General features: G+C 44.5%; 23 protein-coding genes and 1 pseudogene. 15 read left to right on the top strand and 9 right to left on the bottom strand.

The window, feature by feature from the left end; genetic code table 11:
• Positions 1–31: 31 nt before the first annotated feature.
• Both motP and motS read left to right on the top strand, forming a co-directional pair.
• Positions 32–847, top strand: coding sequence for a flagellar motor protein MotP (motP, locus tag HUG20_RS15575; RefSeq protein ID WP_200085609.1), 816 nt, complete (start codon positions 32–34; stop codon positions 845–847).
• Positions 837–1,571, top strand: a complete 735-nt coding sequence (motS, locus tag HUG20_RS15570; protein WP_200085608.1) for a flagellar motor protein MotS — start codon at positions 837–839, stop codon at positions 1,569–1,571. Before motP ends, motS begins: the two co-directional genes overlap by 11 nt.
• A 99-nt stretch (positions 1,572–1,670) precedes the next feature.
• Here motS and HUG20_RS15565 read toward each other — a convergent pair whose 3' ends face one another.
• The 3 genes from HUG20_RS15565 to HUG20_RS15555 are packed head-to-tail and all read right to left on the bottom strand — an operon-like array spanning position 1,671 to position 4,151.
• A complete protein-coding gene (locus HUG20_RS15565; protein WP_200085607.1) occupies positions 1,671–2,846 on the bottom strand; it encodes an acetoin utilization protein AcuC in 1,176 nt (391 codons plus the stop codon).
• The gene (locus tag HUG20_RS15560) at positions 2,839–3,498 is read right to left on the bottom strand and encodes a CBS and ACT domain-containing protein (protein ID WP_200085606.1); all 660 of its coding nucleotides are present in this window, start codon (positions 3,496–3,498) and stop codon (positions 2,839–2,841) included. Before HUG20_RS15560 ends, HUG20_RS15565 begins: the two co-directional genes overlap by 8 nt.
• Positions 3,499–3,518: 20 nt before the next feature.
• Entirely contained in the window at positions 3,519–4,151 is a 633-nt protein-coding gene (locus tag HUG20_RS15555; protein WP_200085605.1) for a GNAT family N-acetyltransferase, read from the bottom strand.
• A gap of 252 nt (positions 4,152–4,403) precedes the next feature.
• Here HUG20_RS15555 and acsA point away from each other — a divergent pair, with 252 nt between their 5' ends.
• Positions 4,404–6,125, top strand: coding sequence for an acetate--CoA ligase (gene acsA, locus HUG20_RS15550; protein ID WP_200085604.1), 1,722 nt, complete (start codon positions 4,404–4,406; stop codon positions 6,123–6,125).
• Positions 6,126–6,235: 110 nt separating this feature from the next.
• Here acsA and HUG20_RS15545 read toward each other — a convergent pair whose 3' ends face one another.
• Positions 6,236–6,394 carry a hypothetical protein gene (locus HUG20_RS15545; protein WP_200085603.1) on the bottom strand — a complete coding sequence of 53 codons (159 nt, stop codon included), beginning with the start codon at positions 6,392–6,394 and terminating at the stop codon, positions 6,236–6,238.
• Between the two features lie 177 nt (positions 6,395–6,571).
• Here HUG20_RS15545 and HUG20_RS15540 point away from each other — a divergent pair, with 177 nt between their 5' ends.
• The 7 genes and pseudogenes from HUG20_RS15540 to HUG20_RS15510 all read left to right on the top strand — a co-directional run bounded on the left by HUG20_RS15540 (position 6,572) and on the right by HUG20_RS15510 (position 14,512).
• Positions 6,572–7,525, top strand: coding sequence for an ROK family glucokinase (locus tag HUG20_RS15540; protein ID WP_200085602.1), 954 nt, complete (start codon positions 6,572–6,574; stop codon positions 7,523–7,525).
• Positions 7,526–7,725: 200 nt separating this feature from the next.
• A complete protein-coding gene (locus HUG20_RS15535; RefSeq protein WP_200085601.1) occupies positions 7,726–8,715 on the top strand; it encodes a LacI family DNA-binding transcriptional regulator in 990 nt (329 codons plus the stop codon).
• Between the two features lie 124 nt (positions 8,716–8,839).
• A complete protein-coding gene (locus HUG20_RS15530) occupies positions 8,840–9,820 on the top strand; it encodes a substrate-binding domain-containing protein (RefSeq protein ID WP_200085600.1) in 981 nt (326 codons plus the stop codon).
• A 76-nt stretch (positions 9,821–9,896) separates the two neighbouring features.
• Entirely contained in the window at positions 9,897–11,393 is a 1,497-nt protein-coding gene (locus tag HUG20_RS15525) for a sugar ABC transporter ATP-binding protein (RefSeq protein WP_246476443.1), read from the top strand.
• Position 11,394: 1 nt separating this feature from the next.
• Complete coding sequence (locus HUG20_RS15520; protein WP_200085598.1) at positions 11,395–12,366, top strand: ABC transporter permease; 972 nt, start codon at positions 11,395–11,397, stop codon at positions 12,364–12,366.
• A gap of 13 nt (positions 12,367–12,379) precedes the next feature.
• On the top strand, positions 12,380–13,519 hold the full coding sequence (locus HUG20_RS15515) for a Gfo/Idh/MocA family protein (RefSeq protein WP_200085597.1): 1,140 nt from the start codon (positions 12,380–12,382) through the stop codon (positions 13,517–13,519).
• A 25-nt stretch (positions 13,520–13,544) separates the two neighbouring features.
• Positions 13,545–14,512 (top strand): annotated as a pseudogene (locus HUG20_RS15510) (sugar phosphate isomerase/epimerase family protein).
• A gap of 553 nt (positions 14,513–15,065) precedes the next feature.
• Here HUG20_RS15510 and HUG20_RS15505 read toward each other — a convergent pair.
• The 4 genes from HUG20_RS15505 to ureA form a co-directional block, all read right to left on the bottom strand.
• Positions 15,066–15,392 carry a MerR family transcriptional regulator gene (locus tag HUG20_RS15505; RefSeq protein ID WP_200085596.1) on the bottom strand — a complete coding sequence of 109 codons (327 nt, stop codon included), beginning with the start codon at positions 15,390–15,392 and terminating at the stop codon, positions 15,066–15,068.
• Between the two features lie 147 nt (positions 15,393–15,539).
• Positions 15,540–17,246, bottom strand: a complete 1,707-nt coding sequence (ureC, locus tag HUG20_RS15500; protein ID WP_200085595.1) for an urease subunit alpha — start codon at positions 17,244–17,246, stop codon at positions 15,540–15,542.
• Positions 17,230–17,613, bottom strand: coding sequence for an urease subunit beta (gene ureB / locus HUG20_RS15495; protein ID WP_200085594.1), 384 nt, complete (start codon positions 17,611–17,613; stop codon positions 17,230–17,232). The genes ureC and ureB overlap by 17 nt, the downstream gene beginning before the upstream one ends.
• Positions 17,610–17,927 carry an urease subunit gamma gene (gene ureA / locus HUG20_RS15490; RefSeq protein WP_200085593.1) on the bottom strand — a complete coding sequence of 106 codons (318 nt, stop codon included), beginning with the start codon at positions 17,925–17,927 and terminating at the stop codon, positions 17,610–17,612. The genes ureB and ureA overlap by 4 nt, the downstream gene beginning before the upstream one ends.
• A gap of 187 nt (positions 17,928–18,114) precedes the next feature.
• Here ureA and urtA point away from each other — a divergent pair, with 187 nt between their 5' ends.
• From urtA to urtE, 5 genes are read left to right on the top strand one after another with little or no spacing between them, the layout of a single operon-like run.
• Positions 18,115–19,347: an urea ABC transporter substrate-binding protein gene (gene urtA / locus HUG20_RS15485; protein WP_200085592.1), complete on the top strand. Its 1,233-nt coding sequence runs from the start codon at positions 18,115–18,117 to the stop codon at positions 19,345–19,347.
• A gap of 2 nt (positions 19,348–19,349) precedes the next feature.
• On the top strand, positions 19,350–20,252 hold the full coding sequence (gene urtB / locus HUG20_RS15480) for an urea ABC transporter permease subunit UrtB (RefSeq protein ID WP_200085591.1): 903 nt from the start codon (positions 19,350–19,352) through the stop codon (positions 20,250–20,252).
• A gap of 14 nt (positions 20,253–20,266) precedes the next feature.
• Entirely contained in the window at positions 20,267–21,349 is a 1,083-nt protein-coding gene (gene urtC / locus HUG20_RS15475) for an urea ABC transporter permease subunit UrtC (RefSeq protein WP_200085590.1), read from the top strand.
• Positions 21,306–22,088, top strand: a complete 783-nt coding sequence (urtD, locus tag HUG20_RS15470) for an urea ABC transporter ATP-binding protein UrtD (protein WP_200085589.1) — start codon at positions 21,306–21,308, stop codon at positions 22,086–22,088. Before urtC ends, urtD begins: the two co-directional genes overlap by 44 nt.
• On the top strand, positions 22,081–22,773 hold the full coding sequence (gene urtE, locus HUG20_RS15465; RefSeq protein ID WP_200085588.1) for an urea ABC transporter ATP-binding subunit UrtE: 693 nt from the start codon (positions 22,081–22,083) through the stop codon (positions 22,771–22,773). Before urtD ends, urtE begins: the two co-directional genes overlap by 8 nt.
• 78 nt (positions 22,774–22,851) lie before the next feature.
• On the opposite strand, the gene HUG20_RS15460 is transcribed toward urtE, so the two are convergent.
• Entirely contained in the window at positions 22,852–23,385 is a 534-nt protein-coding gene (locus HUG20_RS15460) for a hypothetical protein (protein ID WP_200085587.1), read from the bottom strand.
• Positions 23,386–23,575: the final 190 nt, after the last annotated feature.

The raw sequence follows: 23,575 nt of genomic DNA, 5'->3' as shown, positions 1-23,575 counted from the left end.
TATATAAAATCGAATACAGGAGGCGCTGGTGTTGAAAAAATTAGATCTGTTCACACCGATAGGTTTAATATTGGGGCTGGTCGTTATTGGGCTGGCGATTTACTTTAATTCAGGCATGGACGTCGTTATATTATTTATGCAGCTTGCTTCTGTATTCATTGTTTTTGGTGGAGTTTCCGCTGCATTGTTTGTGAATTTTTCAGCCCCGGAATTAAGGAAATTGCCAGCTATCGTAAAAGAAGCATTTCGACACCGGAAATACGATTTGCGGGAACTGAACGACACCTTCGTCATGTTGGCAAAAAAAGCCAGAAAAGAAGGCTTATTGGCATTGGAGTCGCAACTGGATGACGATGTGGAAGACCCTTTTATTAAAAAAGGTGTTCGTCTGGCTGTAGACGGAATCGAGCCGGAAATGATCCAAGATATAATGATGGCTGAGGTCGTTTCGATGGAAGAGCGCCATAAAAGGGGCCGCCGGATCATTGAACGGGCAGGGGATTTCGCACCTGCTTGGGGGATGATCGGCACACTCGTTGCCCTTGTCATTATGCTCAATGATCTGGATGATCCAGCTACTCTCGGACCAAGTATGGCCCTTGCGATGTTGACCACATTATATGGTGCGATTTTAGCGAACTTATTTTTCAATCCGATGGCGAGCAAGCTGGAAAATAAAACGGAAACGGAAGTTTTCGTTAATCAAGTTATGATCGAAGGGATCATAGGTATTCAATCGGGCCAGAATCCGCATATTTTAGAAGAGAAACTGCGAGCATTCATACGTGAAGAAAAAAAGCCGGAGTATGACGTAGGAGAATCCGGGGTACTCGCCCATGAAGTTTAGAAGAACAACAAAAACACGGGTGAATCAAAAGCAGTGGCTCACGACCTTCTCGGATATGATGATTATCATGTTGGTATTTTTTATTATGTTATTCTCCATTTCGATCGTTGATGCGCAGCGGTTTCAAGATTTGGTGGATTCCTTTCAGGGACAGGACATATTTGACGAGGCGTCATCCATCGTAGCCGAAGAACCGGAAGCAACCGGTTCGGATGATGATCAAATGTATGGCGACAGCCAAGGAGAGACAGAGGATGATGAACTGGATTCCCTTTTGGAAGAGGCAAGTAGCTACATAGAAAATAATGAACTTGAAGATATGATTACGGCCACCCGTGAAGATCGGGGAGTAAAGCTTGTCTTGCAAGACCGGCTGTTGTTTGATACCGGAGAAGCGTACATTTTGGAAGAAGCTGAACCTTTTTTGGATGAAACGGTCACGCTTTTGGAAGAATTACCCTATTCTGTAGAGGTGGAAGGCCATACGGATAACAGACCGATTGAGACCTATCGGTACCCTTCCAATTGGGAATTATCAAGCGCGCGGGCAACGAGTGTAATTCGCTATTTTATTGAAGAGGGTGATCTTGACAGTTCCCGTTTTGTGGCCACGGGCTTCGGGGATACACAACCTGTTGAAGCGAATGATTCACTCGAAACTATGCAGGAAAACCGTCGAGTCGTTATTTTCGTTACGGATCCCGGTTTTGAAGAAGAATCGTGAACAAAAGCAGGCAGCCCTAACACAAAGGGCTGCCGTTATTTGGCAGGTAAGAAAGTATAAATCAAACTTTCTTACCTGCATAACTGCAACGAAGGCTTTCTAACGTGCATTCTTTATTTCTCGTCGGATATAGTAGAGTGACTTTTCAAGGGTTTGTGCATTTTTTTGGTTGATTTCGGGTCGTCGCGGGATTTTCGGAACCTCGTGCTCCGGTTCTTCCCAGTATCGGGGAAGGGGATCGGTCGCTTTATCGCTCCAGTGGTTTCGCCACTTTTCCGGAAGTTTTCCTTGAGCAAACGACGCTTGGCCGCTCATCTCCAACCAAACATTGGACCAGGCAAGGGGGACGACTCGCCACAGATCATAACCACCGCCGCCAACGGCGATCCATTTGCCGTCACAATATTCATTCGCCATTTCACGAGCGATTTTCGGCACTTGTTTAAATGTGCGGAGTGTTGTCGCCAAATGCGTGAGCGGATCAAGGAAATGGGCGTCTGCCCCGTTTTGGGTTACAATGACATCCGGTTGGAAAAATGCACAAGCTTCCTTTACAGCGGTTTCATAACAGGTTAAGAACGATTCATCTTCCGTGAACGCGTCAAGCGGAAGGTTCAACGTATAGCCGTACCCTTGTCCGGCGCCCTTTTCCGTAATTGCACCGGTACCCGGGAACAAGTATCGTCCCGTCTCGTGAATGGAAAGGGTCATGACGTTTGGATCGTCGTAGAATGCCCATTGGACACCGTCGCCATGATGGGCGTCGGTGTCGATATAAAGGACACGGGCATTATAATGTTTCCGAATATAACGGATAGCAATGGCGCTGTCATTGTAGATGCAAAATCCGGATGCTTTTCCACGAAATCCATGGTGCAAGCCGCCTCCGAGATTAGCAGCGTGTTCGTATCGTTCCTCCATCACTTCATCTACTGCTTGGATGGTGCCGCCGACGAGTAATGCGGAGGCATCGTGCATATTTTTGAAAATAGGCGTGTCCTCTGTGCCGAGGCCATAATTAGCGGCCGTCCCCGTCGGTAATTGTTCGACCGATCCCCTTTTTACAGCTTCGATATAATTCTTTTCATGGAACAGCCCAATCTCTTCGTCCGTCGCTTTTCTTGGCGGAATAATCTCGTTGGAAGATAATGCCCCTAATGATTGTAAAAGATCAATCGTTAGTCTCAATCGCAACGGATTAAAAGGGTGGGTGTCGTTAAATTTGTAGTCCAGTTGTTCTTCGTTGAATATAAATGCTGCGTGTTTGTTAGTCATAAGCGGAAGAGCTCCCTATATTCGGGATGGAAGGACTGGCGATTTCGTATCCTTCCTCTTTGAGTGAGGCAATGACGGATCGTATATCCATCGCTTGGACACGGAATGCGAGAATTTTATATTCGCTTTGTTTATCGGGATAGATAAGCATGCCCGTCACATTAATGCCGTAACGCTTGAAAATTGCAGCTACATCGGCCAGTTGTCCGCTTGCATCAGTTACCTTCACCTCAATTTGTGAGCTTGGTTGGTCCGCGCCCATGAGTTGGACGAGTGTATCGAGCAGGTCTCTTCCGGTAATCATACCCACAAGTTTATCATCAACGGTTACCGGGGCTCCGGTGATTTGGTGTTCACTGAGCATAGAGGCTACATCTGCCACATACTCGAGGGGATGAACAGTGAAAACGTCGGTTTTCATGATTTCCTTTACAGGTTTTTGTAAAATGGCATCCAAGTGCTTATTGCTGAAAATGGAAAACCTGGCATCGCGAACGTCTCGATCGGAAATAATGCCGATGAGAGTGTCATCATCGGCGACGACCGGGATGTGGCGCAGGCGTTCCTTTTCCATGAGTTCTACAGCGCTTTCAATTTTGTCCTCCATCATTAGCTTGTGAACGTTCGTTCTCATAATTTCTTCGGCGTTCATCGTAAGGATACACCTCTCTTTTAAAACAGGAATCGGTCTGTAAAGCGAATTTGATCGAAGGTTTGTACATCTTCCATGGAAACACGTCTTCCGATCCGTACCAATAAACAATTGGCCGGATGGGAACTAATTTCCGGATCATCGGTGGCCATCCATTCCAAGCCGCCTTTATTCATCATCTTCTCCATGAATTTCCTATATCCCCAGACAGTCGTATTGCTATTTTTTAAATCCCAGTGCCAATAGTATTCGGTTGTAATAATGATATAGTCTTCCATGGCATCGTCGTACATCGATAGTTCAAGCAAGCGACTCCCGATTTTAAATCCCCGGTATTCATGTGCGACTTCTATGGCCCCCAGTTCAAGCAAATTATCCAACGGACTCTCTGACCAACGTTCCAGAGGGTCAGGATAAACAAACGTTACATATCCAACGATCATGCCGTCATCGACGGCGACGTTGATCCGTCCTTCGGGAAGTTCGGCAATGTCCATCAATGCTTTTTTTTGTTCTCTCGGTTGGCGAAAAGCGACAAGCCCCGGATGGTATTCATAACGGTCGATTTGTTCACTGGATATCGGACCTTCAAAGAGTAGATGTTTTCCGCTGGCTTGCACTTCTTCACGATAATATGTTTTGATGTGTTCCATCAAATATTAGAGCCACCTTTATCGAATACATTATACTTATTATACATGATAAATGCGTTAAGAGGGAAAAAATTTGGGAAGATTCTATTTTTGTTTGTGACAAATTCTTTACGTTGATTCGTATTCATTCAAATAGTATACTGTAAGTGAAACTTTCCTATTTAAACTTCTCTGGTGGGAAAAACGCAATGCCATTTCCACGCCACCACCGGGATAAGTAGCTTTCATTATCGAAAGAAAGGAAGATGTGCCATGGAATTGCAATCGCTTCCACCTCAAGGTGGAGATCACAATCTACAAAATTACGAAAAAGCAGTGAAACAGTTTGATTGGGCAGAAGTCGAGAAAGCATTCTCCTTTTACGAAACAGGGAAAGTGAATATGGCATATGAAGCTATTGATCGGCATGCGGAGAAAGAGAATAAAAAAGATCAGGTCGCGTTATATTACAGTGACGATCAACGCGATGAGTCTTATACATTTGCCGACATGAAAAAAATGACCGATAAGGCAGCAAATGTATTTAAAGAAGCAGGGATTGAAAAAGGGGACCGTGTGTTTATCTTCATGCCGCGTTCGCCTGAATTATATTTTGCCGCTCTCGGTGCCATTAAGGTGGGCGCGATCATTGGCCCATTGTTTGAAGCTTTTATGGAAGGTGCGGTAAAAGACCGTCTGCAAAACAGTGAAGCTAAAGCGATTGTAACGACAAATGACCTGGTTGGGCGTGTGCCCGTTTCGGATCTCCCTGCGTTGGAAAAGGTATTTATCGATGGGGATACTGTGAAAGAAGAAGGAAAAACCCTTGATTTTAAAACACGACTGGAAAATGCATCAGAAAATCATGATATTACTTGGGTGGATCGTGAAGATGGCCTTATTTTGCATTATACTTCCGGTTCAACGGGGATGCCGAAAGGCGTGTTGCACGTTCACGCAGCCATGCTCCAGCATTATCAAACGGGCAAATGGGTCCTTGACTTGAAAGAAGACGATGTATATTGGTGTACAGCCGATCCGGGATGGGTGACCGGAACGTCTTATGGTATTTTTGCACCTTGGTTGAACGGGGTTACCAACGTTGTTCGCGGCGGACGGTTCAGTCCCGAAGCCTGGTACGGGACGTTGGAAAAATACAATGTCACGGTTTGGTATAGTGCGCCAACCGCCCTTCGAATGTTGGCAAGCGCCGGTGACGACGTAGTAAAAAATTATGATTTATCAAGCTTGAGGCATATTTTAAGCGTCGGTGAACCGCTAAATCCTGAAGTTGTGCGTTGGGGGAATGAAGTCTATGGACTTCGTATTCATGATTCCTGGTGGATGACGGAAACCGGCGCGATCATGATTACGAATTTCCCGACGTTGACGGTGAAGCCCGGATCGATGGGGAAACCGATTCCGGGTGTAGAAGCAGCGATTCTTGATGACCAGGGAAATGAATTGCCGCCGAATCGAATGGGGAATCTTGCCATGAAAACGGGTTGGCCGTCGATGATGCGCACCATTTGGAATAACGAGGAAAAATATAACGGCTACTTTGAGTTCCCGGGTTGGTACGTTTCCGGCGATTCAGCTTATAAAGACGAAGATGGCTATTACTGGTTCCAGGGGCGTGTGGATGATGTGATCGTCACTTCCGGCGAGCGCGTCGGTCCATTTGAGATAGAAAGTAAACTTGTAGAACATCCGGCTGTGGGCGAAGCAGGCGTGATCGGTAAGCCCGATCCTGTGCGTGGGGAAATCATTAAAGCATTCGTTGCCCTGCGGGAAGGATATGAAGAAAGTGATGAATTGAAAGAAGACATTCGGGTATTTGTTAAAAACGGGCTGGCTGCCCATGCAGCGCCCCGGGAAATGGATATCCGCGATAAACTGCCGAAGACTCGCAGCGGGAAAATCATGCGCCGTGTGCTAAAAGCATGGGAGCTTGATTTGCCAACCGGAGATTTGTCGACGATGGATGATGATTAGTTTGAAACCGATAAGGATGTCTGCGGGCGATCCTTATCGGTTTTTTTAGCAGGTAAGAAAGTATAAATCAACTTTCTTACCTACATAGGGACTGCTGAACAACTTATATATTAGTTGGAGCCGGGATGCCGCTTCCATGGCTTCGCTTTCCGCGGACGAACGGTCAAGCCTCCTCGCGCAAAACCGGCGCTGCGGGGGCTTGACGCATCCGTTTTTCCGCTGGAGTCTCGCCATTGCAGCACCGTCCCGGCTTCAGCTGATAGCTGCAAGTTGTTCAGCAATCCCTACATAAGTTGGGCGAAGGCTTTTCGCCATAGCGGTTGCATGTTGTTTTTGCATTCAAAGGACAATTGCTATAATATAATTGTGTGAAAATAACAGCACCATAACATACGTTAACTGCTGTTTACCTTGGGGGAAGAAGAGGAAAATGGGGAGCGTTTAATATGTCAAAATACGTGGTAGGAGTTGATGTCGGCGGGACGTCAACCAAGTTCGGTTTGTTTACGACCGAAGGCGAAAAGATGGATAAATGGAAAATAGCGACGGACAGAAAAGATAACGGCATGTATTTAACCGGCCATATTACCGAAAGCATCAAAGAACGTTTTGTGAAACATTCAATTTCTGAAGGTGGTTTGACCGGCATAGGCATCGGTGTTCCGGGTTTCGTCGATGAAGCCAGCGGCATCGTCGATATCGCTGTTAACATTGGTTGGGAAAATTATCCCTTAAGTACGAATCTCGCGGACGCATTTCATGTGCCTGTTTTTATTAATAACGACGCCAACTTGGCAGCGGCAGGTGAGCATTGGCAAGGAGCCGGCAAAAAGGAAGCTTCAATCTTCTTTGTCACCTTGGGAACCGGAGTTGGGGGCGGAATCATCGTTAACGGCGATCTCGTCACGGGGCCTAGCGGGACTGCCGGGGAGATCGGTCATACAATTACAGTTCCTCACGGACGTTTATGCTCATGCGGACGGGAAGGCTGTTTGGAAGAGTATGTAGCGGCAAAAGGGTTGCAGCGAAGTTTGCGGGACTACCTTCGCAACTTCGAAGGCTCAAGTTCACTACATAAGGATAGTGAAGTCATCGATATCTATGAGGCTGCAAAGGCAGGCGATGCTCTCGCGGTTGATATCGTCAATGAAGCTGCCTATTATTTGGCATATGCCCTTGCAAATGCGGCGACGATGATTAATCCGGAAAAAATTGTCATTGGCGGAGGGATATCGGCTGCCGGCGAGACATTGATGCGCCCATTAGTTGCCCATTTTAAACGCTTCGTTTTAAAAGAAGCCGATAAATATTTATCATTCGAGTTTGCGCAGCTTGGAAATGATGCAGGCATTTACGGCGCAACGTGGCTTGCGATGAGACGGCTAGGCTGTTTTGACTGAGGGTTGGGTATGCAGTTAGATTGACGGGAAGAGATGTTCATCAGACATCATTATGATGTTTTCGGCAGATAAGAAAGAAAGTATAAAAGCTTGGCGAAAATTAAGTTTTCTCATATTGACAGACAACTGTTAAGCAGTTACCATAAATGTAATCGATTACATTTAATTAAATACTACCAATAGGGGAATAAGAGAATAAAATGGTAAATATTCAACGGGTTGCAAAAGAAGCAGGTGTATCTGTAGCTACAGTCTCACGCGTGTTACATGAACAAAATGCAGTTACGGCTAAAACAAGAATGAAGGTAGAAGAAGCCATCCAAAAATTGAATTATCAACCAAGTATGCTCGGCAGAAACCTAAGAAAATCCGAAAGTCGCTTGCTTTTAGTCCTTATTCCCGAGATTTCTAATCCATTTTATTTCGATATAATTAAAGGGATTGAAAGCATCGCCATCAGTCACAATTATAATATTTTGTTATGCGAAACAGACTCCAGTCCCGAAAGGGAAAATATTTATTTCGATCTGATAAGAACAAAAATGGCTGATGGAATTATTTCGATGGATCCGGCTGTAAACATGGAAGCTCTTATGGACTTGGCTGAAAAACATGCCATTATACAATGCAGTGAGTACACAGCCGAAGGTGAAATTCCTTATGTGACGATCGATAATGAAGCAGCATCGTATAAGGCCGTAAAGCATTTAATTAAGATCGGAAATGAAAAAATTGCATTAATAAATTCAAATGGAAAATATCTTTATGCTCGCCAACGGAAAAAAGGGTATCAAAGAGCTTTAGAAGAGCAAGGGATTGCTGTTAGAAAGGAGTATATCTACCATACCGAGCACTTAGGATTTGAGTATGGGCAGCAAGCGGTGAAAAATATCTTAACGTTAAACGATCCGCCAACAGCCATATTCGCTGTATCTGATTTATTGGCGATTGGCGCATTAAAGGAAATACATGCACAGGGTTTACATGTGCCGGATGATATCGCAGTGGTCGGTTTTGATAAAATTAATTTTTCGAATATGACCAACCCTGCTCTTACAACAATTGCTCAGCCAATGTATAAAATGGGCACAATTGCAGTAGAAATGCTCATCAAAAGAATCAAAGGAGAAAATGTTGAAAGCATTGTTTTGGATCATGAATTAGTTATTCGAGAGTCTACATCAGGATAAAAAGCAATTAAGGTTAGCGCTCTGTTATTAAATATAAAAGTATTAATAGTAGAGCGCTGTCCTTAACTGCAATTGTAATCGTTTACAAGGGGAGCGTAATCAAAAAATAAAGGGGGATACGGTGATGAGAAAAGGATGGGTTTTGAGTATGGCCTTGGGTACAGTCATATGTTTGTCCGCATGTGGAGATGAGGAAGCAACTGGTGAGGGTGAAGATGGCGAGGGTACTGAGGATTCTGATCTTACAATCGGAATATCTTTACCTTCTGCCACTCACGGGTGGATGGGCGCTTTAATTGATCATGCCGAAACGGAAGCGAATGAAATTTCAGAAAATAAAGGCATCGATTATGTGATGACCAATGCTGAGGACCCCAATGAGCAAGCGAATGACGTCGATGATTTAATTTCCCAGGATGTAGATGCATTGGTCCTTCTCCCTATCGAATCGGCTGCATTAACGCCGGCTGGACAGAATGTGGCTGACGCGGATATTCCCTTAGTCGTCGTGGACCGGGAGTTGGAAAACGATGCCGCCGATGTGGTTGTTACCGGGGATAATGAGGGTATCGGTTATAATGCCGGTCAATATCTCATTGACCAACTGGATGGGGAAGGGGATGTTGTGGAAATTACAGGGCCACCTAACTCGGTAACGGAACAACGTAGCGCCGGTTTTGAAGAAGCGATTGAAGACGAGGGCGGTATTGAAGTCGTCGCTTCCCAGGATGGGGACTTCTCAACAGAAACCTCTTTGGATGTTATGCAAAATGTTTTACAGGCTCAAGACAACATTGATGCGGTCTACACCCAAGATGATGGTATGGCATTTGGTGTATTGCAAGCGATTGAAGAGGCAGGGCGAGAGGATGTGCAGTACATCACAGGCGCAGGAGGAGAAACAGAGACTTACGAACATATTGAGGACGAAGATAGCTTGATTACGGCTACTTTCTTGTACCCGCCTTTCATGAGTGAAGAAGGGATTCGATTGGCAGCAGATCTAGCACAAGGGGAAGATCCTGAGGAGGAAGAAGTGCTACTGGAAGCCACCGAAGTAACAGATGAAAATGCAGATGAACATTATGAGGACGCGTCATTTTAGTTTAATTCATGGGAATACAATAGAGTGAAAAAATGTTGTGTTCCCTTTTTGATTCTAATGGAAAGGGTGGATGACCATGTCGTCCTTATTGTCCATGGAACATATCAATAAATCTTTCAATCATGTACCGGTATTGAAAAATGCCTCCATCAATGTGGAACACGGGGAAATTCATGCTTTGTTAGGAGAGAATGGTGCAGGCAAGTCCACGTTAATGAATATATTAGGGGGTCTTCATCACCCGGATGAAGGTGACATCGTTTTAGATGGGCAGACAGTAGAGATGACAAATCATAGAACTTCTCAATCCTACGGGATCAGTTTTATCCACCAGGAACTCAATGTCGTTTCCGACCTGCGCGTATATGAAAATATGTTTTTGGGCGCTGAACTTAAGAATCAGTTTGGTTTTGTGAAAGTTGAAGAAATGTGCAAAAGAACAAATGAAATTTTAACGCAACTAGGTGTTAATATTTATCCAAAGGCGTACGTCCGTCATTTGGATACTTCATACAAACAAATGATAGAAATTGCAAGGGCACTCTTACATAAATCCAGGCTGATTATTATGGATGAACCGACGACAGCTTTAGCGGAACACGAGGTCCATCGTCTGTTTGCATTAATGAAAAACCTTAAACAGACTGGCGTTTCCATCATTTATATCTCCCATAAATTAAAAGAGATCGAGGCCGTGTGTGACACCTATACTGTATTACGCGATGGCAAAATCGTAGGAAGCAACCGTATGAAACATGATCATCTGGACGAAATAACCAAGATGATGGTGGGGAAATCTGTCTCCGATGAGCGCTTAACAGAGTCGCATCCATTTGGACAGACGGCATTAGAAGTGAAGAATTTGACGCGCGAAGGTTTTTTTAAGGATATAAATTTTACCGTCCGACAAGGAGAGATTGTTGGTTTTACAGGATTAGCAGGTGACGGACGAACGGAGCTTTTTGAAAGTTTGTACGGGTTTCGAAAGAAATACAACGGTCAAATCAAAATATTCGATCGGGTTGTCACCATCAATCATCCGAAACAAGCATTAAAAGCAGGGATGGGACTTGTTCCTAAAGACCGAAAAGAGAATGCGATCATTAAGGATCTTAACGTCATCCAAAACATGAGCCTATCATCGATGGCCCATTTTGAAAAAGCAGGATTTATTAGAGGAAAGGCTGAAAGAGAAAGGTTCAACTTTTACCAACGCAAGTTAAATATAAAAGTGCCTAACCCGAGAACGACGATCGACAAGTTAAGCGGCGGGAATCAACAAAAGGTGGTCATTGCCAAATGGCTTGAAGTGAATGCAGATATTATTATCTTTGATAACCCGACGCAAGGAATTGATGTCGGAGCCAGGCGTGAAATCTACCAACATATTGTTTCATTGGCTGCGCAGGGAAAGGCTGTGATTATTTTATCGTCGGAAGCGCCTGAAATCCGAAAAGTTTGTCACACCATTCATGTTATGTACCAAGGGGAAGTAACGGCACAATTTGATGGTGAAGAAGCGACGGATGATGAAATCATGAGTTATGCCACAGGCTCAAAAAGGGGGCGATAACATGGCAGAGCCAGAGTTGGAACCGGCCAAAAAAGCGAAAAAATGGAATCGCCGGCTTTCTTGGATATGGACAGAATACAGCGTTATTATCGCATTTTTAATTCTTTTTGTTGCTTCCTCCATCTTGAGCCCTAGATTTTTGGAATTTAGCAATTTGATGAATATTTTAATGCAAGTTTCCATTATCGGTGTCATTGCTTTAGGAATGACGATGATAATGTTGTCAGGCGGGATAGATTTATCCGTGGGATCTGTTTTGGCCTTAGTTGGTGTACTTACAGTCATTGCCCTAAATGCTTCTGGGAGCATTTTTATCGCGATTATAACGGCATTGGCCGTTGGGGCATTTACAGGTTTTCTTAACGGCTTTATGGTCGCAAAATTAAAGATTGCTGCATTTATTGCTACGTTGGGGATGATGGCTGCTGCCCGCTCGATTGCCTTGTATACGTCAGACGGCGGCAGTATTTCCGGCGAAGTAGACGGATTTAGTGCCATTTCAAATAGCAGTATCGGAGCGATTCAATCGCCGATTTTTATTTTCGGGTTGATGGCGGTGCTTGTTTTTATCTTATTGCAGCAAACGCGTTTTGGACGTTATGTGTATGCGATTGGCAGCAATGAAAAAGGTGCGCTTTTATCAGGGATTCGTGTAGATCGGATTAAGATTGCCGTGTATACCCTGGCGGGAATGCTCGTAAGTGTTGCGGCGATTATCGAGACTTCCCGTCTAAATTCGATTTCCTCTTCTAGTTCCGGACAACTTTATGAATTGGATGCCATAGCTGCCGTTATCATCGGTGGCACACGGATGACCGGAGGGCGCGGAAAAGTGATCGGCACGCTTTTTGGTGTGTTGATACTGGGCATTTTAAATAACATGATGAATTTAATGAATGTTTCTCCATACTTGCAAGGTTTTGTAACAGGATTAGTGATTATTATTGCTGTTGTATTTCAAAAAAAAGAATAAATGAGGTGGTTTTTTGACTTATATAAAAGTAGGATTGATCGGGTACAAATTTATGGGAAAAGCACATACGCAAGCCTACAAAAATACAAATTTTTATTTTGAGCCACAAGATCCTTTTCAATTAAAAGCGATATGCGGCAGAAACGAAGAAAGCGTAAAGGCAGCGGCTCATACGTACGGTTGGGAATCTTCTGAAACGGATTGGCGATCGGTGGTCGAGCGCGACGACATTGATCTTATCGATATCGTTACACCGAGTAATACGCATAAGGATATTGCGATTGCAGCTGCGAAAGCAGGGAAGCATGTTTTAACCGAAAAGCCCATGGCCTTAAATGTAAGTGATGCCAAAGAAATGTTGAAGGCGGTTACCGATGCCGGTGTGCAACATATGGTTAGTTTTAACTATCGTCGTGTACCTGCTATTGCTTTAGCTAAACGTATGATCGCTGAGGCGCGGATAGGGAACATTTATCACATGCGTGCGCACTATTTACAAGATTGGCTTGCCGATCCCCAGTCTCCTTTTGCCTGGAGATTAGACAAAAATGTAGCCGGTTCCGGAGCCCACGGTGATTTAAATGCCCATATTGTAGATTTGGCTCGCTATCTTGTCGGTGAGTTTGCTGAAGTAATTGGAATGTCTGAAACATTTGTAAAAGAGCGTCCTGTCGATAATGGCAAAGAGGGTAAAAGAGACGTAACCGTCGATGATACGACGCTTTTTCTGGCCCGATTTGACAATGGGGCTGTAGGCAACATTGAGGCTACCCGTTATGCCACTGGTCGCAAGAATAAAAACTATATAGAAATTAATGGGTCCAGGGGATCGATCGTTTTCGATTTTGAAAGAATGAATGAGCTGCAATTTTTTTCAAACGAAGATGAAGAACACGTACAGGGATATAGAACCATTCTTGTGACCGAACCGGATGCTCATGATTATATGAAGGCATGGTGGCCTCCCGGGCATTTAATCGGATATGAGCATGCATTTACACACCAAGCCAATGATCTAGCAGACGCGATCACGCGTCAAAAACCTGTTTATCCTAATTTTGAAGATGGACTTCGCTGCCAGCAAGTTTTGGAAGCGGTAGAGAATTCCGTGAAAACACGGACATGGGAAATGGTAGAAAAAAGCAATGGTTAAACGATAGAAGTGGAGGAATGATCCTATGAACCTGGGTGTGTTTACGGTTTTATTTGCTGACCGACCTCTTGATCAAGCCCTTGACCATATTTTAGCGCATGGGATTCATCATGTAGAAATCGGTTGCGGGGGATTCCCTGGGAATGATCACTGTAATCCAAAACATTTATTGGAAGATCCCGCTCAAGTGAAAAAAATGAAAAATATGCTCCTGGATCGCTCTATGCAGATCGATGCATTAAGTGCTCATGGAAACCCTTTGCATCCGAACAAAGATATTAGCCAATCTGATCACCAAGATTTACTTAACACTATCAAGGTGGCCAATGAGCTGGAAGTGGATACGATTGTAACGTTCGCAGGTTGCCCCGGGGATTCCGATCATGCCCGCTATCCAAACTGGGTCACATCCACGTGGCCAGCTGAATATCGCGATCTTCTGGAGTGGCAATGGTCAGAAAAAGTCATCCCTTATTGGCAACAGATAGCTGAACAGGCTCAAAAATATGGGGTAAGAATTGCGATTGAACCCCATACGGGATTTGTCGTGTATAATACTGAAAATATGTTTCGTCTTAGGGAAGCCGTTGGGGAAACAATTGGCTTAAATTTTGACCCAAGTCATCTTTTTTGGCAACAAGTAGATCCTATCGCTATGATTAAAGCATTCGGAAAAGAGCAAGCCATCTATCATGTACATGCCAAGGATACTTACTTGGACGATCAAAATATCAAGACTAATGGCGTTCTGGACACAAAACCTTATAGCCAAGTTCTCGATCGCTCGTGGCATTTTCGAACGATCGGCTATGGTCATGGTGAGGAAAAATGGAAAGAGATGATCAGTGCACTGCAAGCTGTGGATTATGACGGAGTTATTAGCATTGAACATGAAGACGCACTTATGACCCCGAGGAAGGTTTTAAAAAGGCAGTAGGTTTTCTGCAAAATATCTTGATTCGGGAAAAAAACACAGCTATTTGGTGGGACTGATCCGTTGGTCAGGAAACCATGCAAAAAAAGGTGATCGTTTATCGAACGAACGCAATTGTCGTTATGTGGTTACTCAAACTCAAGAATTAAAATTCGTCGGTAAATACCGGGATGTTATTAACCAAATATAAAATGTTACTAATTCATCATGAATAATACTGTATAGGGAAGGGGAGCAATGCCCCCTTATAGTCAGGGACTGCTGAATAATGGAAAAAGGCTGGCACATAAGCATTTTCCGTTGGTGTTGTCAAAGTTGGATGCAAGGAAATCCAACCTATAAGCAAAAAACCTTGCACTTCTGGTAACGGACGGAGGGATGACGCTGCAATGGCGAAGACATAAGATACCTTGGATTGCTATAGGATCGAATATATAGGACACCTGTGAGAAGGTATTTTATGGTGATCAACACGCCTGCGATGACCCTATATTTGTTTATGGTTTGTGTGTTTTTGGATGAAATAAACGAGTGATACAATCAGAGAATTCAATTTTTAGAACTATTATGCTTGTGTAGAAAGCGCTGAGTCATTATCCGGTGAGGCAGCAGTTACAGCCTTTTATCCGATTGATCCAATGGGGCTCTGTTTTGTCCGAAACGAGCATTGATTTGGCCTTTAATCATTTCCTCACGAGCAGAGGCTTTGTTTTTGTTATGGAGTTGCTTGATTTCAAAGGTTTGCATGCCATCATCCATTTTTTCTGCAATATCCATGAGTGACTCAATGTCGTTAAAGGAATATTTTCTGGTGCCGCCTTTCGTGCGTTCCGGGAAGATTAGTTTTCTTTCCTCATAATAGCGAATTTGCCTCTCGCTTAATCCTGTCATTTCACACACAATGCCAATCGTAATGAGTTTTTTCGTCTTATAATTCACAAAAATCCCCGCCCTCACTCGTCTTTTCTACATTATAGTTACTCTAGGATAGATAATGGCTCGTATGTAATAAAATTTAACATAACGTTTAACGAGGAAATCGACCTCTCTATAAAGGTTTGCCCCATGCCCGGGGCAAACCTTTCACTAAAATAGAAAATACTTCTGTGCAAGCGGGAGCTCGCTCACAGGTTCACACGCAAGTTTTTCTCCATTTGCATAGACCTCATACGTCTGAGGATCGATCTGGATATCAGGGAGCAAATCATTAAACTTCATATCCAACTTACTTAGCCGTCGAGTTTGTTTCACCGGGGCAACTATCTTTTGCAACCCTAATTTTTTCGGGAGTTGAGTTGCAATCCCTGCTTGGGACATAAAAGTAATTGAAGTTGAAGCATTTGCTTTTCCGTAAGAAGCGTACATTTGTCGCATGAAGACCGGCTGGGGCGTTGGGATGGATGCGTTCGGATCTCCCATTTGTGCTCTGGCAATTTGCCCTCCCTTGAATACAAGCTCCGGTTTCACTCCAAAAAATGCAGGTTCCCACAATACAAGGTCAGCAAGTTTCCCGGGCTCGATCGATCCAACTTCATGGCTGATGCCGTGAGTAATTGCCGGATTCACGGTATATTTAGCGATGTAGCGCTTAACCCGATGATTATCGCTTCGGCTATCATCGGGTAAAGCGCCGCGTTGTTTTTTCATTTTGTCCGCAGTTTGCCATGTACGCATGATGACTTCCCCGACTCGCCCCATTGCTTGAGAATCGGAGGATGTCATACTTGCGGCTCCTAAATCATGTAATATATCTTCTGCGGCTATCGTTCCCGCACGAATACGTGAATGGCTGAATGACAGGTCTTCTTCAACCTTTGGATCCAGATGATGGCACACCATCATCATGTCAAGGTGCTCAACCATCGTATTTTCCGTATATGGTAGGGTAGGTGTAGTAGAAGAAGGCAAAATATTAGCATAAGAAGCAAGCTTCATGATGTCGGGCGCATGGCCGCCGCCTGCTCCCTCAATATGATAGGTGTGAATGACGCGATCTCCGATGGCCTCCAGTGTATTCTCCAAATAACCGGCTTCATTTAATGTATCGGTATGAATGGCAACCTGAATATCATGATCTTCGACCACATCCATACATGCGTCAATAGCTGCAGGCGTTGATCCCCAATCTTCATGCAGTTTTAAGCCAATCGCCCCTGCTTCTACTTGTTCGATGAGGGGCTTTTTGGTTGATGCGTTGCCTTTCCCTAAAAACCCCACATTAATCGGGAAATCTTCTGCTGCTTCCAGCATACGGTGCATATGCCATGAACCGGAAGTGCTTGTAGTGGCTTTACTTCCGGTTGCCGGGCCTGTCCCGCCGCCAATCATTGTGGTAATTCCTGAGGAAATGGCTGTTTCCATTTGTTGGGGTGCGATAAAGTGGATATGGCTGTCCACCCCGCCTGCTGTAAGTATTTTACCTTCGCCGGCCATCACTTCTGTGCCTGTACCGATCACAAGCTTCGGCGATACGCCATCCATCGTATCCGGGTTACCGGCTTTCCCGATGTCGATAATACGACCATCTTTTACTCCAATGTCTGCTTTTACAATACCGGTATAGTCCACGATAACGACATTCGTGATTACAAGGTCGAGTGCTTCATCAGAGGTCACTCTGCCATTTTGCCCCATGCCGTCGCGGATCGTCTTTCCGCCGCCGAAGATGGCTTCATCGCCATAACTCGTATAATCATGTTCGATTTCAATCCATAAATCTGTGTCAGCCAAACGAACACGGTCACCGGTTGTCGGGCCGAATAATGCTGCATATTCTCTACGATCTAACTTCATCTTTTTTCACCTCTTGTTGCCATGCTTCGATTTTATTTTTCGTTTTTTGTTTCCCGCGTTCATCCATATAGGCGTTGGTCTTATTGTTAAAGCCATAGACTTGTTGTTTCCCTCCAAAGGAAACGAGCGTAACGGTTTGTTCCTCACCCGGTTCAAAACGCACGGCTGTGCCTGAAGGGATGTTCAATCGCATGCCCATTGCTTTTTCCCGATCAAATGTCAGACCAGGATTAGCTTCAGCCATATGAAAATGTGAACCAATTTGGATGGAACGTGTTCCTTCATTTTTTATGGCTAAGTCAATAGACTCCCTGCCCGCGTTAATTTCAATCCATCCTTTCCGAATATCAAAAGCGCCTGGTTTCATTTTATTACCCCCGTTTTAATTGGATGGTGAAGTGTGACGAGCTTGACCCCATCCGGGAACGTCGCTTCCACTTGAACAGTGTCCAGCATTTCGATAACACCATCCATTACTTCATCAGCAGAAAGAACGTCTTTCCCCTCATCCATTAGTTGTTGAACGCTCTTCCCGTCACGTGCGCCTTCCATAACAAAACAAGATAGAATCGCTGTTGCTTCCGGATAATTGAGCTTAACCCCACGTTCTCTTCGTTTGGAAGCAAGTTCACCTGCCAAAAAAAGCTGCAGTTTTTCTTGTTCGATCGGTGTTAACTTCAAAGATTCAACCTCCAATTAATGAGAATATCTATAACTGTAAAAGATTCGATGAAAAAATACAATATATATGTCAGATTACCTTACATATAAAATGGATTTCATGTCAAGAAATATAACATATTTGTGGAAAATCGAAAGTATTTCATCGATAATACATTCATGACATAAATACGAGAGGGTGTATTTGATGAATACTGCTAAAAAAATCATGGTATTGGCTTTCGGATTAGTTATTATCGCAGGCTGTAGTGCTCTGGCAGCAACAGATGGAGACGATGAATTGGACGAGGAGAACCAAATTCCTGTAGGTATTCTTCATTCCTTAAGCGGGACTATGGCGATGAGCGAAACATCCGTGATGGACGCTGAACTTCTGGCGATTGAAGAAATTAATGAAGCAGGAGGCGTGCTCGGCAAGGAACTTGTGCCAATCATTGAAGACGGCGCTTCAGAACCATCCACATACTCAGAAAGGGCAAGTAAACTACTGCAACAAGATGAAGTGGATGTCATCTTCGGTGGGTGGACATCAGCCAGTCGCAAAGCGATGCTCCCTGTCGTAGAAGGAAACAATGGATTGCTCTTCTACCCTATTCAATATGAAGGAATGGAGTCCAGTCCTAATATTTTTTATAACGGCGCGGCTCCCAATCAGCAAATTGTCCCTGCCGTTGATTGGTTGTTGGAAAATGAAGGAGAAGACTTTTTTCTGCTTGGTTCCGATTATGTTTTCCCCAGACTTGCGAACCAAATTATCAAAGCGCAACTTGATGAAAATGACGCTATTTTAGTGGGAGAACAGTATACGCCTATGGGGCATACCGATTACAACACGATCATATCGAGAATTCAGGAGTCCAACCCTTCCATCATTTTCAACACGCTAAACGGGGACAGTAATGTCGCTTTTTTTCAGCAGCTTGCAGATGCGGGCATTACATCTGAAGACGTGACTGTTCTTTCCGTGAGTGTTGCAGAGGAAGAAATCACCGGCATTGGCGCGGATGTAACAGAAGGGCATTATGCAAGCTGGAACTATTATCAAAGCACGGATACCCCTGAAAATGAATCATTTGTAGAAAACTATCAGGCAGCAAATGGGGAAGACAGAGTCACGGGTGATCCTATTGAAGCGGGCTATTTTATGGTCCATCTCTGGGCCGAAGCAGTTGAAGAAGCCGGTACCACGGACGTTGATGCCGTACGTGCAGCCGCGGATGACATTGAATACGACGCTCCTAATGGTCCGGTTACGATTGACGGGGAAACGCAACATATGTACAAAACCGTACGTATTGGAGAAATACAAGAGGATGGACAATTTGAAGAGGTGTGGGATTCAGGTGAACCGGTCAGACCGGACCCGTTTTTGGAAGAGTTTGATTGGGCAAGCGATATTACCAATGGGAGGGATGAGTAGATATGGAAAATGTATTGCTGCAAATGTTTAATGGTGCAAGTTTAGGGGCAATCTTGCTTCTTATTGCCCTTGGGTTGGCGATCACTTTCGGCCTGATGAAGGTCATTAATATGGCCCATGGGGAATTGATTATGATAGGCGCATACTCAGCCTACGTGATGCAATTGATCTTTGTAAACTATGTGCCCGATTCGATGTTTGATCTGTACTTTATCATGGCAATCCCCGGAGCATTTTTAATAGCCGCTCTTGTGGGATCATTGTTGGAGGCAGGCATTATCAGACATCTTTACGGCCGACCGCTCGATAGCCTTCTTGCCACCTTTGGTATAGGTCTTATTTTGCAGCAAGCCGCTCGCTCGATATTCGGCGCTCCGAATGTAGGGGTCGCGAACCCTTCGTTTCTGTCGGGGAGTCTTTCTGTTTTTTCCTTGGAACTTCCATACCCCAGATTATTTATTCTGGGACTTGTCACGCTTTGTTTTGCGACACTGGCTTTCTTTTTATACAAAACCAGGTATGGCAGGAAGATTCGAGCCGTTATGCAAAATCGCGAAATGGCCATGTGCATCGGGGTATCGTCCCGGAAAGTGGACAACTTAACATTTGCCATCGGTTCGGGACTTGCAGGTGTTGCCGGGGTCGCGTTAACACTTATCGGACCCATTGGGCCAACGCTTGGTTTAACCTATATTGTTGATGCCTTCATGGTCGTTGTCGTAGGTGGTGTTGGTGCTTTAGTAGGTACAGTGGCAGGAGCTATGGGTATCGGTGTTTTTAATACGATCCTTGAATATTGGACAAATGCGTCAATGGGACAAGTGCTCGTTTTCGCCTTAATCATCCTTTTCCTGCAATGGCGCCCATCAGGCTTATTTCCTCAAACATCAAGATCACTCGATTAAGCTAGGAGGCTATCATGAATTCAAAGATGATTCGTTATTTCGTCAGTCGCAAATGGCTTTTTATCATTCTATTCGCTATTTTAGTCATTCTGCCATCGGTCCTTACCGATTTTCATATAAACTTATTAGGGCAATTTATCGCGTTCGCGATTTTGGTTATCGGTCTTGATTTATTATGGGGATATACTGGTGTCCTCAGCTTGGGCCACGGCATTTTTTTTGGGATTGGTGCTTACATTATGGCCATGTACTTAACCATGTCTTCCGAGGATGGGGTCATCCCGGAGTTTATGGTTTGGAACGGCATTACGGAACTGCCGATATTGTGGGCGTTGTTTCAAAATCCGATCGCAGCAATTGCAGGTGCCATGGCCGTTCCGATGATTATTGCCAGTATTCTCGGCTTTTTCACCTTTCGAAACCGAATTAAAGATGTCTATTTTACAATTCTAACGCAAGCACTTGTGCTCGCCACTGTTACGTTGATTGTAAGTCGTCAGGACATTACCGGAGGGTCCGATGGATTAACGGGGTTTACAAATTTATTTGGGCAGCAACTTCTCGCGCCTTCCACGCAGCTAGTTCTATATTACGTTTCACTTGCCTGTTTAGCCATTGTGTTTTTGCTATGTTATAAAATCACAACAAGTCGTTTCGGCAAAACGTTGGTAGCGATTCGCGATCAGGAAAACCGTTTGCGGTTTTCGGGGTATAATACAGCGACGTACAAAACGTTTATCTTTACATTGTCCGCCGGTATCGCGGGGCTTGCAGGCATGTTATTCGTAACTCAAATGGGAATCATTACACCGGAAGAGATCGGCATCGTCCCTTCGATTGAAATGGCCTTATGGGTGGCAATTGGTGGGCGTGGTACATTAATCGGTCCAATCATTGGGGCAATACTTGTAAATGCTGCAAGAACGGGGTTCAGTGAAACATATCCGGAAATGTGGCCATATTTTCTCGGAGCTGTGTTCGTTATTATTGTTCTTTTCTTTCCAAAAGGGATTATGGGCATATTCGACCGTTTAAAAAAGCGAGGTGAAGACAATGTCTCAAGGAAACACGTTCCACAAACCGAAAGCCATTCTTGATGCATCTGATGTAACCGTCCAATTCGGTGGCTTTAAAGCGATTGATAACTTTTCCTTTAGCATCGAGCGTCAGGAAATCCATTTTTTGATCGGTCCGAACGGAGCCGGAAAAACCACTTTTCTTGATGTTGTATGCGGCAAAACCGCGAGTAAAACCGGAAAGATTCTGTTTGGAAACGAAGATCTTACGAAGAAAAAAGAGTTTCAGATCGTCCGGTCTGGGGTTGGGCGCAAGTTTCAAGCCCCATCCATCTTTACAAATTTATCTGTCGCAGACAATCTCGAACTGGCGATGGAACAAGACAAGCGTCTTTTTCCGCTGTTAAAAGCTAAACTTACCTCTAAAGAACAGTCAGCAATCAAGGAAATGCTTGAACTCATTAACCTCAAATCTGCCGGCGAACAAGAAGCAGGAACGTTGTCTCATGGCCAAAAGCAGTGGTTAGAGATCGGGATGGTCATGATACAACAACCTCGCTTGGTCTTGCTTGATGAACCTATTGCCGGAATGACGGAAGAGGAAGAAGAGAAGACCGGAGAACTTCTTCTCAAACTAAAAAAGAAGTGCGCGATTCTCGTCGTGGAGCATAACATGGACTTCGTCCGTTCATTCTCGGAAAAAGTGACCGTTATGCATCAGGGACAACGGTTATGTGATGGCACAATGGAAGAAATACAAGAAAATGAACAAGTGATGGATGTTTATTTGGGAAGGCAAAGGAGAGAGACACATGCTTAAATCTACCAATTTGGAAGTTGGATACGGAGATTCAGTTGTTGTTCGGGAAGGGTCCATTGAAGTAAAAGAAGGACAAGTTGTATGTCTCATGGGTAGGAACGGTGTAGGCAAATCCACACTAATGAAAGGAATCATGGGCGTACTCAAACCGATACAAGGCGAACTGTCCTACAAAGGGGAGTCAATGATTGATTCATCACCCACTGCACGCGCGTACCGAGGTTTTGGCTACGTTCCGCAAGGCAGGGAAATTTTTGGAACACTTACGGTTCAGGAAAACCTTTTGATAGGACTGGAAACAAGCGAGTCCAAGCCACAAACCATTCCTAAGTGGATTTATGAATACTTTCCCGTACTACTGGAAATGAAAAATCGAAAAGGCGGTGAGCTCAGCGGTGGTCAGCAGCAACAACTCGCCATCGCGCGGGCGCTCGCTGCAAACCCAAACCTTTTACTGTTGGATGAACCCACGGAAGGCATCCAACCAAACATTGTCGCTGAAATTCAAGCCATCATCGAAACTATCAAACAAAAACAACCGAAACTTTCCATTCTTCTTATTGAACAAAGCTTTGACTTTGCAAGACGCATTGCTGACTATTATTATATTATGGATAACGGCAAGATTGTTTACAAGGGAAAGGAATTGAAAGAAGGGGAGATTCGGCATTTGTTGAGCATATAAGCGAAGGGCAGGAAAACCTGCCCTTTCACTCTGATCCCGGCGCTCGAACCGATTCCCTCCCTTGTGTGTCCACGGCCGTTACCTCATAATCTTTCCTTTCATCGACGTCTGTGTAGTTGGTAGAAGTGTTCCCGATGACGTTAGCCACAATCTTTCCGTTATCCTCATAAATTCGGTAGCCAATAATGTCCTCATCCGGATGTTGACCCCAGTGCAACCCATCCTCGCCAGTTCTGATACCATTGACAGCTTTCGGATGATGATCGGTGTTTTAAGCTCAGCGGGGATCACATCGCCAAGCAGCCCCTCACCATCGTGTTTACTAAGGTCCATGTTATCAAAAGAAGGAAAGTCCACGACGATCCCCTTGCGAGTAAAACCCGCCGGGGTATCTTTCAATGACGGATAATTTTGTCCGTTGATTGTTACATACCTTTCTTCATGGGAGTCATCTTTTTTTGCAGGGGCGTAGTCCTCGTTCATTAAATCCGTGTAGACTAGCCCCGCGTTGTGACAAGGGATGGAAGATAAAAGACCGTTAATCCCGTCCGGTTCTTGAAATCGCCGGCCACTTATAATGACATCTTCATTAGCGTCCACGGCTGCATTCATCATTGTCGCCCACAGCGCTTGCGTGCGTTGACTGTACGTGAGCCCGTTGTACTGTCGTTCATACCATAGACAAAGAGCTTTCTCCGTATGCTGTTGACTTAATTGAAGAAAATACCACAGAAGATGGAAATTCTACAATGGATGTACCGGCGGTGCCAACTAAAAGCGGGGGCGGATCAATTGAAAGTGA

Origin of the sequence: Salicibibacter cibi, assembly GCF_016495865.1 — a bacterium.
GTDB lineage: Bacteria > Bacillota > Bacilli > Bacillales > Marinococcaceae > Salicibibacter > Salicibibacter cibi.
The sequence above is the reverse complement of the archived record's forward strand: the minus strand, read 5'-3'. Positions and strand labels throughout refer to the sequence as shown.